13 protein-coding genes and 1 tRNA gene are annotated in these 12495 nt (G+C 71.5%); 9 read left to right on the top strand and 5 right to left on the bottom strand.

Annotation, left to right across the window (positions count from 1 at the left end; translation table 11 throughout):
* Positions 1-41: 41 nt before the first annotated feature.
* The 5 genes from B0I31_RS31300 to B0I31_RS31320 form a co-directional block, all read right to left on the bottom strand.
* Positions 42-956, bottom strand: a complete 915-nt coding sequence (locus B0I31_RS31300; RefSeq protein ID WP_106618992.1) for a mechanosensitive ion channel family protein — start codon at positions 954-956, stop codon at positions 42-44.
* 100 nt (positions 957-1056) lie between these two features.
* A complete protein-coding gene (locus B0I31_RS31305) occupies positions 1057-1278 on the bottom strand; it encodes a hypothetical protein (protein WP_106618993.1) in 222 nt (73 codons plus the stop codon).
* An 18-nt stretch (positions 1279-1296) separates the two neighbouring features.
* Entirely contained in the window at positions 1297-2493 is a 1197-nt protein-coding gene (locus tag B0I31_RS31310) for a S8 family serine peptidase (RefSeq protein WP_106618994.1), read from the bottom strand.
* A 139-nt stretch (positions 2494-2632) separates the two neighbouring features.
* A complete protein-coding gene (locus tag B0I31_RS31315; protein ID WP_106618995.1) occupies positions 2633-3817 on the bottom strand; it encodes a cation:proton antiporter in 1185 nt (394 codons plus the stop codon).
* 5 nt (positions 3818-3822) lie between these two features.
* Complete coding sequence (locus tag B0I31_RS31320; RefSeq protein ID WP_181320569.1) at positions 3823-4305, bottom strand: cation:proton antiporter regulatory subunit; 483 nt, start codon at positions 4303-4305, stop codon at positions 3823-3825.
* Positions 4306-4324: 19 nt separating this feature from the next.
* On the opposite strand from B0I31_RS31320, the gene B0I31_RS31325 reads away from it, so the two are divergent.
* The 9 genes from B0I31_RS31325 to B0I31_RS31365 all read left to right on the top strand — a co-directional run bounded on the left by B0I31_RS31325 (position 4325) and on the right by B0I31_RS31365 (position 12441).
* A complete protein-coding gene (locus tag B0I31_RS31325) occupies positions 4325-5434 on the top strand; it encodes a DUF1015 family protein (protein ID WP_106618996.1) in 1110 nt (369 codons plus the stop codon).
* A gap of 438 nt (positions 5435-5872) precedes the next feature.
* Positions 5873-6601, top strand: a complete 729-nt coding sequence (cmk, locus tag B0I31_RS31330) for a (d)CMP kinase (protein WP_106618997.1) — start codon at positions 5873-5875, stop codon at positions 6599-6601.
* On the top strand, positions 6598-7242 hold the full coding sequence (locus B0I31_RS31335; protein WP_106618998.1) for a lysophospholipid acyltransferase family protein: 645 nt from the start codon (positions 6598-6600) through the stop codon (positions 7240-7242). Before cmk ends, B0I31_RS31335 begins: the two co-directional genes overlap by 4 nt.
* Positions 7239-8645: a ribosome biogenesis GTPase Der gene (gene der, locus B0I31_RS31340; protein ID WP_106618999.1), complete on the top strand. Its 1407-nt coding sequence runs from the start codon at positions 7239-7241 to the stop codon at positions 8643-8645. Before B0I31_RS31335 ends, der begins: the two co-directional genes overlap by 4 nt.
* A gap of 37 nt (positions 8646-8682) precedes the next feature.
* Positions 8683-9339, top strand: a complete 657-nt coding sequence (locus B0I31_RS31345) for a response regulator (protein ID WP_106619000.1) — start codon at positions 8683-8685, stop codon at positions 9337-9339.
* The gene (locus B0I31_RS31350) at positions 9333-10451 is read left to right on the top strand and encodes a sensor histidine kinase (RefSeq protein WP_245950573.1); all 1119 of its coding nucleotides are present in this window, start codon (positions 9333-9335) and stop codon (positions 10449-10451) included. The genes B0I31_RS31345 and B0I31_RS31350 overlap by 7 nt, the downstream gene beginning before the upstream one ends.
* 178 nt (positions 10452-10629) lie before the next feature.
* Positions 10630-10703, top strand: a tRNA-Pro gene (locus tag B0I31_RS31355).
* 117 nt (positions 10704-10820) lie between these two features.
* Positions 10821-11780, top strand: a complete 960-nt coding sequence (locus tag B0I31_RS31360) for a tyrosine-type recombinase/integrase (RefSeq protein WP_106619001.1) — start codon at positions 10821-10823, stop codon at positions 11778-11780.
* A 28-nt stretch (positions 11781-11808) separates the two neighbouring features.
* Positions 11809-12441: a hypothetical protein gene (locus B0I31_RS31365; RefSeq protein ID WP_425444440.1), complete on the top strand. Its 633-nt coding sequence runs from the start codon at positions 11809-11811 to the stop codon at positions 12439-12441.
* The last annotated feature ends 54 nt before the right edge of the window (positions 12442-12495 follow it).

Consider the following 12495-nt stretch of genomic DNA (forward strand, 5'->3'; position numbering starts at 1 on the left):
GCAGGGGTCCCCTGGCGGGGACCCCTGCGCAGCGATCGTGGTCAGCGCTGCTCACCCGGCGGGTACTGGCCCGGGTGCGGCTGGACCGGGCGGGTCGGCGGGGCCGCGGGCTGGCCCACCGGCGGGGTCGGCATGCTGGAGGCGTGGGCCGGGGTTTCGGTGATCCTGGTCGTCTGCTCGGCAGGCGAGACGCCCTGCGTCGCCGTCGCGGTCCGCTGCACGTCCTCACGGCCGCGCTGGTAGGCCTCGGCCTGCGCCTTGGCCTGCGGCGCCTCGTTCTCCGCCTTCGTCAACCAGCCCTCCCAGCGCTGCTGCATGGGCTTGATCAGGCCACCACCCACGCCGACGACGGCGATACCGCCGATGGTCGCCAGGATGGTGATCAGGATCGGGGTCGTGACGGTGGTGGCGACGCCGATCTGGTTCAGCGCCGCGATCACGCCGAGCGCGATGATGAACCAAGCGGCGATCTTGCCGAGCGTCGGACCGTAGGACAGGCCGCCGAGCGCACGCGAGGCGATGTCCTGCACGGCCCGCGCGATGGCGGCGGCGACCACGACGATGATGATCGCGACGATCGCCCGCGGCAGCCAGGCCACGATGTCGGTCAGCAGGGCGCTCACCGGGTTGGGCCCGAAGACGCCGAACGCGATCTGCAACGCGATCAGCAGCACCGCGTAGTACACGATCTGCGCGACGAGACCGGAGGCGTCGAACTTGGACCGCGCCAGCGCGTCACCGATCCCACCGCGCTGCACGGCACGGTCGAAGTGGACGCGTTCCAGCACCTTGTTCACCGCCGTGCGCAGCAACCGGGCGACGATCCACCCGATGAGCAGCACGACGAGGAACCCGACGAGCTTGGGTACGAAGGTCACCACGGAGCGCAGGGCGTCACCGGTGGCGTCACCGATGCCTTGAGCCTGCACCGTCTGCGCGGCGAGCAGGGCTTTCATCGTCTTCGACCTCCTCGGACGACCGGTTCGTCTCAAGCAACCGGTTACCCGTGGTGGCCGGGTCAAACCTCGGTCCGCCGAACGGGTGACGCCAACGAGGTCAGACCTCGGGCGGCAGCCGCACGGCGCGGTCCACTTCGACGTGCGAGACGCCGGGCACGGCACCGAGCAGGTCGCCCACTCCGGGGGCGACCGACCCGGTGACCACGCCCAACCCCTCCAACACGCCCTCCACCACCATCCCGGCGTCACGCAGCGCCGTCACGACGGTGGGCAGCTCGGCCAGGCTGTCGTCGGCGACCGAGACCACGACCTTGTCCACGGGCGCCTCCGGCGGGCCTCAGGGAGATTGCACCAATCCTGCACCCACATCGGTGGAAGGCAAGCCCAGCCGACGAGCGGCCTGCGACAACCTCGCCCACAGCTCCCACCCGCGCGCGTTGTGCTTCTCCGCGACGAGCGCCGCGACGCCCGCGACGTGCGGCGTGGCCATGCTGGTGCCCTGGATGCGCTTGTGCATGCCCAGGCCACCGTCCTCCTTGTTCCAGCTGGAGTACACGTCCACCCCGGGGCCGACGATGTCGACCTGGCCGATGGTGTCCGCCGTCCCGCAGGAGAAGATCGCGATGGCCCGGTTCACGTCCACCGCGCCCACGGCGAGGATCGACGGGCAGTTGGCCGGGTGGCCCACCGGCGCGACCTTGCCCGGCCGGTTGCTCTCGTTGCCCGCCGCCGCGATGATCAACGTGCCCTTCGCCATCGCGCGCGTGGCGGCCTGCTCGAAGATCTGCGAGTGCGGCGTGCCCGGCCGCACGGCCGCGCCCAGCGACATCGAGACGACCGCGCAGTTGTTGGCGATGGCCCACTCGATACCGGCCAGGATGCCGCTGTCGGTGCCGCTGCCCCGGTTCGACAGCACCTTGCCCGCGTAGATCTCCGCCTCGAACGCGACCCCGTAGCCCGGCCCGCCACTGGCGGCCTTGCGCGGACCCGCGGCGGAACCGATGCAGTGCGTGCCGTGGCCGTGCGCGTCGTCCACCGTCTCACCGGTGATGAACGACTGCGTGATCACGGCGCGGCCCGCGAAGTCGGGGTGCGCGACGGTGAAACCGGTGTCGAGCACGGCGACGCGCACGCCCTTGCCGGTGGCCGAGCTGATGTTCGCGCCCACGGCCTGCAGGCCCCAGGTGAACACGGACTCGTCCACCGCAGCGGCCTCGTCGGTGCCCGTGGCCGGTGGCGCGGTGTAGGCGTGCACGACGCGCTCGGCCTCGACCACGGCGATGGGGCCCGGCGCCTCGGCGGCGCGGGTCAGCTGCTGGACCTGGTCCGGCGTCGCGTTGACCACGGCCACGCCCAGGTCCTGGAAGATGACGCCGTCCGCGGCGGCGAGCTCCGCTCTGGTCGCGGACTCCGCGGTGCTCGCGGCGCTGATCCCGGCGACCCGGTTCATCTCCCGCGCACCGGCCGCGACCGACTTGTCGTCGAGGAGCACGAGGTAGCGACCAGTGGTCTCGACGTCCGTTGGCTGTGACATTGACGACCCCCTTCGGGGTGGGACGGCAGTCAGGTGTAACGCGAACCCACGCGCGTGCTCAATCGACCGGAAGTGTTGCCGTTGGCGCGAACGTGGTCGTATGCCGTAGTGGAGTCGTCGGGACGGGAAGAGATACAGGTCAGGCGGTTGCCGGAGCAGTACCACGCTTTCGGGTGAACTTCTTGGCCAACGGTTCCACCACGCGTGCCGCGACCGGCCCGAGCACCGCCATCAACAGCACGTACGCCGTCGCCAGCGCCGCCAGCTCACCGTCCACCGCGCCGGACGCCACCGTCAACGACGCGATCACGATCGAGAACTCGCCCCGCGCCACCAGTGCCGCGCCCGCCCGGGCCCGGCCCATCCGCCCGATGCCCTGCCGCCGCGCGGCCCACCACCCGGTGGCCACCTTCGTCACCGTCGTCACCGCGGCCAGCGCCACCGCCAGCCCCAGCACCGGCGGGATCGACGCCGGATCGGTGTTCAGGCCGAACACCACGAAGAACATCGCCGCGAACAGGTCGCGCAACGGCTCCAGCATCCGGGTCGCGTTCTCCGCCGTCGACCCGGAGATCGCGATGCCCAGCAGGAACGCGCCCACCGCCGCCGACACCTGCAGCTGCGACGCCACGCCCGCGACCAGCAGCGCCGCGCCCAGCACCTTGAGGAGGAACACCTCGGGGTCGGGGCTGTCCACCACCGCCGACACGTACCGGCCGAACTTCAGAGCGATGACCAGGACCACGGTGATCGCGGCCAGCGAGATGCCCACCGCGCTCAACCCGCCGAGGAAGCTCACGCCCGCCAGCACGGCGGTCAGGATCGGCAGGTAGACCGCCATCGCCAGGTCCTCGAACACCAGCACCGACAGCACCACCGGCGTCTCCCGGTTGCCCAGCCGGCCCAGGTCGCCGAGCACCTTGGCGATGATCCCGGACGACGAGATGTAGGTGACGCCGCCCATCGCCAGGGCGCCCACCGGGCCCCAGCCCAGGATCAACGCCGCGATCACGCCCGGCGTCGCGTTCAGCACGATGTCCACGAGCCCGGCCGTCCACGACCGCTTGAGCCCGGTCATCAGCTCGGCGGCCGAGTACTCCAGGCCGAGCAGGAGCAGCAGGAGGATGACGCCGATCTCGCTGGACAGGTGCGTGAAGTCCTCGATGCCGTGCAGCGGCACCAGGCCGCCCTGCCCGAAGGCCAGGCCGCCGATCAGGTAGAGCGGGATCGGGGAGATGCCGACCCGCCACGCCATCTTGCCGAGCAGGCCCAGCCCGAAGAAGACCGCGCCGAGTTGGATCAGTGCGATTGCGGTGCTGTGCAAGGTGCTCAGCCACCACCCAGCAACTCGGCCGCGGCGCTCAGGCCGTCCGCCGTGCCGACCACGACGACGAGGTCGCCGCCCGCGAAGACGAAGTCCGGGCGCGGTGACGGGTGCACCGAGCCCGCGCGCACGACGGCCACGATGGACGCGCCGGTGCGGGTGCGCAGCTCGGTCTCGGCCAGCGGGCTGCCGTCGAACCGGGCGCCGGGCGGGATCGGGAACTGCTTGGTGGAGATGCCCGCGACCTCGCGCTGCTGCTCCTGCAGGTGCGCGACCAGCTGCGGCGAGCCGAGCAGGCCCGCCAGCGTGCTCGCCTCGGCGGCCGTGAGGGCTATCGACGCCGTGCAATCGTCAGGGTCTTCCAGGGACGAGACGATCAGCTCGAACTTGCCGTCACGGTGGGTGATCACCCCGATCCGTCGGCCCGCGCGGATCATGAAGTCCTGACGGGTGCCGATCCCCGGAAGCGGCGTCACCTCGACGTTCACAGCATGTGATCCTAGACGAGTGAGTACACGTGTTCGGGCGATCAGCCGGGGTTGGGTGGTCCGCGACCGGGTGCCCGGACCGGACGTGGACGAGTTCGCCGAGCCGGAGCGGATCGTCGCCGCCCTGGCCCGCGCCCGCCCAGGCACGTTGCTGGCCGTGCAACACCCCCACCGCACACCTGCCTCGCTGGCCGCCGGGTTGTCGCTGCTCGACGCCCTGCCGCACGCCGTCGCCGAACTCGCCCACCTGCGCCGCACCGCCTACCGCGAGGTGCGGGACGTCGTCGCGCCCTACCGGGTGGACGGCCCGGACGGCACCGCGCACGGGCTGCTGTGCCTGGTCGACCCGGCGGCGGTCGGGCACACCGAGGACGTGTACCCCGACGTGGTCGCCGAACGGGCGCGCGTGCTGTCCGGCCTGGGCTGCGTGACCAGCGCCGCGATGCTCGTGCCGGTGGCCCGCGAGGTCCGGCTGACCCGGCTGGTGGCGGAGGTCGACGACGAGCCCGCGGTGTCCGTGGTCGACCCGGGCGGGCGGCGGCACTGGCTGTGGCTCGTGGGTCCGGGCCCTCGCCAGGACGCCCTCCTGGAAGCCGCGGGCGAGCACCCGTTGATGGTGGCCGACGGCAACCACCGGGTGGCCGCGTCGGCCGGGCTGTCCGGCCTGTTGGCGCTGGTCACGGCCGGTCCGGACCTGCGGGTCGGGCCGATCCACCGTGCCGTGGCGGGCTCCGGGCTGGCGTTGGCCGACATGGTGGCCGCGTGGCGCGCGCTCGGGCTGGTGGTGACACCGGTCGACGCCGCGACCCGGCCGTCACCGGGTGTGGTGGTCGCGGTGGCGGGATCGTCCGCGGTGCGGGTCGAGCTGCCATCGGCGGGCGTGGACCACGCGTTCGTCGAGGCCGTGCTGTTGGACAAGGCGCTCGGCTTGGACCCGGAGAGCCCGCACGTGCGGCCGGTGACCGGTGACGTGCCAGACGGCGCGTCCGTGGACGCCGTCCTGCTGATCGCCGCCGTGCCTCTGGAGGACGTGCTGGCCGTGCACGAAGCCGGTGGCCGGATGCCGCGCAAGAGCACCTACTTCGCGCCGAAGCCGCGCAGCGGGCTCCTGCTCGCCGACCTGGACTGACCCAGCCCGCGAGTTGTCCACAGACCTGTGAGTTGTCCACAGGGCAGCGGCCGAGCACCCGACACCGTCCGACCCCGCCGGCAGAATAAAAGCAGGGGTCCCCTGGCGGGTACCCCTGCGAAGCGTTCGCCGAGGCGGCCGCCGACGTGGCGTTCGGCAACCCCGGCGTTCGGCGACTTCGGCGTTCGGCGGCCGGGCCCGCGACGACGAGCAGCGGCGCCCGTGACAACGACAAGCGGCGGCTCCCAGTGGTGGGCGCTGGTCGTCGTGCGGCGACCGGAAGGCCTGCTGTCTCCCGGATCGAGGGCGAGTGGGTACCGGGCCGCGGTCGCCGTGGCGCGGGCGAGTGGGCGACCGACCACCTGATGCGGGTGTGACGGGCCGCACCAGGCACAATTGGAGGTTGACGACCGTCGTCGCGTTGAGGAGGAATACCCCGTGGGACACGGTGAGCTGCGTGGCGTGGTGGCCCTCGACGGCCCCTCCGGCACCGGCAAGTCCTCCGCAGCGCGCCGCCTCGCGGCCACTCTCGGCGCGCGCTACCTCGACACCGGGGCGATGTACCGCGCGGTCACGCTCGCCGTGCTGCGCGCAGGCGTCGACCTCGCCGACGCGGCCGAGGTCGCCGAGGTCGCGGGCGCCGCACTGGTCGTCCAGGGCACCGACCCGGACCGCTCGACCACCTTCCTCGACGGCGACGACGTCGGCGTGGAGATCCGCGGCCCCGAGGTGACGCTGGCCGTGTCACCGGTGTCGGCCGTGGCCGCGGTCCGTGAACTGCTGGTCGCCGAACAGCGCCGGATCATCGCACGGGCGTTGGACGAGGCGGGCGGCATCGTGGTGGAAGGCCGGGACATCGGCACCGCCGTCGTGCCCGACGCGCCGCTCAAGGTCTACCTGACCGCCGACGCCGAGGCCCGCGCCCAGCGCCGCGCCAAGCAGGACAGCGCGTCCGGCCGCGAGGCCACGCTGGACGCCACGCTCGCCGACGTGCAGCGGCGCGACGCCTACGACTCGTCACGGGCGGTGTCGCCGTTGCGCGCCGCCGAGGACGCGGTCGTGCTCGACACGACCACGCTCGACCTGCCGGGCACCCTGGCCGCGCTGCTCGAACTCGTGGACGCCCACGGGCTGCTGGCCCAGCCGAGCGGACGGGTGCGCGGGTGACCGACCAGCTCCCCGAGGGGTCGGCGCCCTGGCTGCACGACGTCGGCCGGTGGATCGCGCGCGGACCGCTCCGGGCGGGGTTCCGGGTCCGGGCACGTGGCGTCTCGCGGATCCCGCTCGAAGGCCCCGTGGTCGTCGTGGCCAACCACAGCTCGATGGCGGACGGGCCGATCCTGTTGGGAGTCCTGCCCCGGCGTGTGGTGTTCTTGATCAAGCAGGAGATGTTCAAGGGCGTGGTGGGCACGCTGCTGCGCAAGATCGGCCAACTGGCCGTGCGGCGCGGCGCGCCCGACCGGGCGCCACTGCTGGCCGCGCAGCGGGTGCTGCGGGCCGGTGGCGTGGTCGGGGTGTTCCCCGAGGGCACCCGCGGCACGGGTGACGTGGCCGAGGCGCAGGCGGGCGCGGCGTGGCTCGCCCGCTCGACCGGCGCGGTCGTCGTGCCCGTCGCGTGCCGGGGCACCCTGCGCCCGGCCGGAACCCGACGGCGGTTCCGGCCCGTGGTGGACGTGCTCGTGGGTGAGCCGTTCGAGCTGCCGGACGACAGGGGTCGTCAGGCGCTCGTGAAGGCCACCGAGCAGGTCCGCGACCGCTTGGCCACGCTGGTGGCCGAGCTCGACAGCCAGCGAGGAGAAGTGAAGTGACGGACTTGGACGGCACCTGGGCGGACGAGTCCGACTGGACCGCGTTCGACGAGACGGTGGAGGGCGAGGAGGGCGGCACGCCGCCGATGCCCGTGCTGGCCGTCGTCGGCCGGCCGAACGTCGGCAAGTCGACACTGGTCAACCGCATCATCGGCCGCCGTGAAGCGGTCGTGCAGGACGTGCCGGGCGTGACCCGTGACCGGGTCGCCTACGACGCGCTGTGGAACGGCCGCAAGTTCACCGTGGTCGACACCGGTGGCTGGGAGCCCGACGCGGTCGGCATGATGGCCGCCGTCGCCGCGCAGGCCGAACTGGCCATGGCCACCGCCGACGCGATCCTGTTCGTCGTCGACGCCACGGTCGGCGCGACCACCAACGACGAGGCCGCGGTCAAGCTGCTGCGCCGGTCCAAGCGGCCCGTGCTGCTGGTCGCGAACAAGGTCGACGACGAGCGGCTCATGTCCGAGGTCGCGTCGCTGTGGTCGTTGGGCCTCGGCGAGCCGATCCCGGTGTCCGGTCTGCACGGCCGCGGTTCCGGCGACATGCTCGACGCGATCCTCAAGGCCCTGCCCGAGACGCCCCGCGAGACCTACGAGGCCGTCCGCGGTGGGCCGCGCCGGGTCGCCCTGGTCGGCCGGCCGAACGTCGGCAAGTCGTCCCTGCTCAACCGGCTGACCGGGGAGAACCGGTCGGTCGTGCACGACGTCGCGGGCACCACCGTCGACCCGGTCGACTCGCTGGTCGAGCTGGACGACGAGCTGTGGCGGTTCGTCGACACCGCGGGCCTGCGCAAGCGGGTCAACTTCGCGTCCGGCGCGGAGTACTACGCGTCGCTGCGCACCAAGGCCGCGATCGAGTCCGCCGAGGTCGCGATCGTGCTGCTGGACGCGTCCGAGCCGATCAGCGAGCAGGACCTGCGGGTGCTGACCATGGTCGTGGAGTCCGGGCGGGCGTGCGTGCTGGCGTTCAACAAGTGGGACCTCGTGGACGAGGATCGGCGCCACGCGATGGTGCGTGAGCTGGAGCGCGGGCTGGTCCGGGTGCCGTGGGCCGAGAAGGTGAACATCTCGGCGTTGACCGGACGCGCGGTGCGCAAGCTCGCGCCCGCGCTGCGGACGGCGCTGAAGTCGTGGGACACCCGCGTGTCGACCGGTCAGCTGAACTCGTGGCTGACCGACCTGATCGCCGCCACCCCGCCGCCGGTGCGCAGCGGCAAGCAGCCCAAGGTGCTGTTCGCCACCCAGGCCAGCACCCGTCCGCCGACGTTCGTGCTGTTCACGACCGGTTTCCTGGAGGCGGGCTACCGGCGGTTCATCGAACGCAGGCTGCGTGAGGAGTTCGGTTTCCAAGGCAGCCCGGTGCGCATCTCGGTGCGGGTGCGGGAGAAGCGCCAGAAGAAGTGACCCCGGTTCGTCGTGGCCGGTTGCTCCGGCAGGCGGAATGCGGTTGCCTGGCGTCGTGCCGGTGCGATTGGTCCTCGCCGACGACGAAGCGCTGCTCCGTCGAGGGCTGAAGGTGCTGCTCGAAGCGGACGGCCGGGTCGAGGTCGTGGCTGAAGCCGCGGACGGCGCCGGCCTGTTGGAGGTCGTCCGCCGGTTCCGGCCGGACGTGGCGCTGGTCGACGTGCAGATGCCGGGCATGGACGGGCTGTCCGCGCTGCGGGCGGTGCTGGCCTGGCCCGACCCGCCCGCGCTGGCCGTGCTGACGACGTTCGACCTGGACGACTACGTGGCCACGGCGTTGGAGCTCGGCGCCCAGGGGTTCCTGCTCAAGGACGCCGAGCCCGACGCCCTGGTGCGCGCCGTGCTCGACCTGGCCGCCGGGGGAGCCGTCCTCGACCCGCGCATCACGGCCCGGCTGCTGCCGAAGATGCGTGCCGCCCGGTTGCGGCGCAGCCCGCAGCTCGACGGCCTGAGCGCGCGGGAACGCCAGGTGCTCGAACTGCTGGCCGGCGGTCGGCCGAACAGCGCCATCGCCGCGTCCCTCGGCCTCAGCGAGGCGACGGTGAAGAGCTACGTGTCCACGGTGCTCACCAAGCTCGGCGTGGAGAACCGCGTCCAAGCCGCCCTCGTCGCGCACCAGGTGGGCACGTGGTGATCTTCCTGGAGTTCCTGGCCGTCGTGGTGCCCGCCGCGATGGTCCTGCTGGCCGACCACGTCCCGTACGCGTGGTCGATCCCGACTGCGCTGGCTGCGTGCGTGCTGCTGCCGGTGCGCCGTTGGCGGCCCTCGATCGCCGCGCTGCTGTGCCTGCCGGGCCTGGTCGGTGGGCTGGGCTGGCCACCGACCGTCGTCGCGCTGTACCGGGTGGGCCGCAAGTCCACCGTGCCGGTGATGATCGCGTGGGTCGGGCTGGCGACCGCGCTGCCGTCCACCCTGGTGGTCGTCAGCCAGGGCCTGGCGCCGGGTGCGGCACTGCTGACGTTCGCGTTCAGCCTGTTCATGGCCGGTGCGCCCACCGCACTCGGCGCTTTGATCACGACGAGACGCGAACTGACCGCGAGCCTCGCCGAGGCGTCCCGGGCGAGGACGGCCGAGGTGGAGGCCCGCGAGGACGGTGCGCGTGCGGCGGAACGTGCCCGAATCGCCCGTGAGATCCACGACGCCGTGGGGCATCACGCCACCCTCATCGCCGTGGAGTCGGCAGCGCTGGCCGCCACCACCGAGGACGCCAAGACCCGCGACACGGCACTGCGCCTGCGTGCGTTGGCCAAGGAAGCCCTCGCCGAGATGCGCGCGGCCCTCGGCCTCCTCAACACCGAGCCGACCCCGGGCTTCGAAGGCCTCCCGTCCCTGGTCGACCGAGCCAGATCAGCCGGCCTGACCGTGCACTACGAAGACCGAAGCGGAACCCCACCACCACCCGCCACCGGCCGAGCCGCGTACCGAGTGGTTCAAGAAGCCCTGACCAACGCCACCAAACACGCCCCCAACTCCACCGTCCACGTGCGACTGTCAAAACAGGACGAAAACCTGCGCGTGACCATCGTCAACGACCGACCCACCACCACACCACCGCCACCCGACCAAGGCGGCCACGGCCTCCACGGCCTGAGGGAACGCGTAGCCCAAGCCGGCGGCACCCTGACAACAACCGCCCACCCAGACGGCGGCTTCACCGTCGACGCGACCCTGCCGACGGGTCCGTCGAAAGTTGACACAGATGACTCGACTTTCGGCGGTAGTGCACGAAACCGCGCCAACGCATAGTTACCCCAAGGCCCGACCCGGGGGGATCCGGTCGCGACCGAGGGGACCAGGGGCCCGCCACCCGCGGGCCCCTGCCATCTCCGCAGGTAGACGTCGTGATCGCGCAACCTAGGGGGCCGTGTCGGGGGCCTGTTGCGAGTGCGCTAAGCTATCCGCGCACCCCACAACGGGATGCGGCCGGGACGTGGCGCAGCTTGGTAGCGCACTTGACTGGGGGTCAAGGGGTCGCAGGTTCAAATCCTGTCGTCCCGACGGCCAAGAGGGTCTTCGCAGGTCAGACACTGCGAGGACCCTCTTTTTGTGATCTTGGTTGGTTCTTCGAGGTCGAGCACGCCGCTCAGCGACACCTTGACTCGGAGGACTTCCGCGATGCCTCTGCTGGACCTGACCAAGATCACCACCGGCCTGTCGAAGACCTGGGCCGGCTACCTCCGCGACTGGGACCGGACCCTGCGTTCCGCCGGTCACCCGGAGACGACCCGCTACAACTACCTCCTCGCCGCCGCCCAGTTCGCCCGCTACCTGGCCGAGTACTCGCCGGACCCGGACGCCGACGACGCGGCCGACGACCCGTGCGAGGTGACCAAAGCCCACGTCGAAGCGTTCCAGGCGTGGATGATCGAGACCCGTTCCGGTGCGACCGCGCTGAACAAGCACAAAGTTTTGCAGCAGTTCTTCAAGTGGCTGATGCTCGACGAAGAGGGCATCGACCGCTCACCGATGGAACGGGTGAAGCAACCCCAGGTCCGGAAGAAGCTGATCCCGGTCATCCGTGACGACGACACGAAGCGGGTGTTGGACACCTGCAAGGGCAAGGATTTCGTCCAACTGCGCGACGAGGCGATCATCCGGCTCTACTACAACACCGGTGCCCGCCTGTCCGAGGTCGGCAACCTGACCCTCGCCGACCTGGACATGGACACCGACTCGGTCCACTATCACGGGAAGGGCAACAAAGACCGCCGTGTCCGCTTCGGCCCGAAAACCGCACGCGCTCTGAGCCGCTACCTCCGCGCCCGCGCCAAGCGCAAAGGGGCCGACCTGCCGGACCTGTGGCTGGCCGAACGCGGCCTCCGCCGCTTCGCCCCGAACGGCATCAAGATCATGCTCAAGCGCCGCGGCCAGGCCGCCGGTCTGACCGGCGTCCACGCCCACCGGTGGCGGCACAACTTCGCCCACGAATGGAAGAGGGCGGGCGGCGACACCGGCGACCTGATGCTGCTGCTCGGCTGGACTTCCGAGGACATGCCCCGTCATTACGGTGCCAGCGCGGCGGCCGAACGGGCCCAGGAGACCCAACTTCGGATGGGGATCGGTGAACATGTCTGACCAGACTCCTGTGGTTCGGGTGGTCGTGGTGATCATGGGCACCGTGGTGGGCCTGACCTTCTTGTTCGGCTTCGGCAATGTGCTGAACCTGGCTCTTCGACTCGGGGTGCCGGTGTGGGTGGCTCCGTTGGTGGCGCCTGCGGTCGACCTGTCGGTGCTCGGGTTGCTGCTCGGTATCCGCCAGTTGGTGCTCGTCGGCGCGACGGTCGCCCAGTTGCGGCCCGCTCGGCGACTGCTGACATTCGCGAGCCTGGTCACGCTTGCCCTGAACGTCGCCGACCCGCTCCTGGCCGGTCAGTACGGGAAGGCAGCGTTCGACGCCGTCGGGCCGTTGCTCCTGATCGGCTGGGCGGAAGTCGGCCCCGGACTCCTTCAGGCGATGAGCGCGACCTGCGGCGCGCCGGCAGTGCAGTCGCGGGACGGCATCACCGACTCGCCCGTGGACGAACCGCCGGCTCCACGCGAATCCGTCGACCCTGTCGACGACGGCCTGCTGGAGCGAGCCCGACAGGAAGACGTCCGCCACTGGGAGCGGCATCGACGTCCGATCTCGGCCGAGACGTTGCGCAAGCGCCTCGGTGTCGGGGCCGCTCGTTCGCGTCTGCTCGTGTCCGTCATCCGGTCGGAGCGGGTCGGGACAAGCCTGCTGCACTCCGGCTGACCCGTCGCTGCTCGTCGTCGAGTAGTGTCGCCAGTTCGTCGCGACACGCCGTGC

The organism is Saccharothrix carnea (genome assembly GCF_003014735.1).
GTDB lineage: Bacteria > Actinomycetota > Actinomycetes > Mycobacteriales > Pseudonocardiaceae > Actinosynnema > Actinosynnema carneum.

Coding starts and splice junctions, on each gene's coding strand:
- B0I31_RS31310 (WP_106618994.1), bottom strand. CDS start 2,493: ATGTCACAGCCAACGGACGTCGAGACCACTGGTCGCTACCTCGTGCTC.
- B0I31_RS31300 (WP_106618992.1), bottom strand. CDS start 956: ATGAAAGCCCTGCTCGCCGCGCAGACGGTGCAGGCTCAAGGCATCGGT.
- B0I31_RS31360 (WP_106619001.1), top strand. CDS start 10,821: ATGCCTCTGCTGGACCTGACCAAGATCACCACCGGCCTGTCGAAGACC.
- B0I31_RS31345 (WP_106619000.1), top strand. CDS start 8,683: ATGCGGTTGCCTGGCGTCGTGCCGGTGCGATTGGTCCTCGCCGACGAC.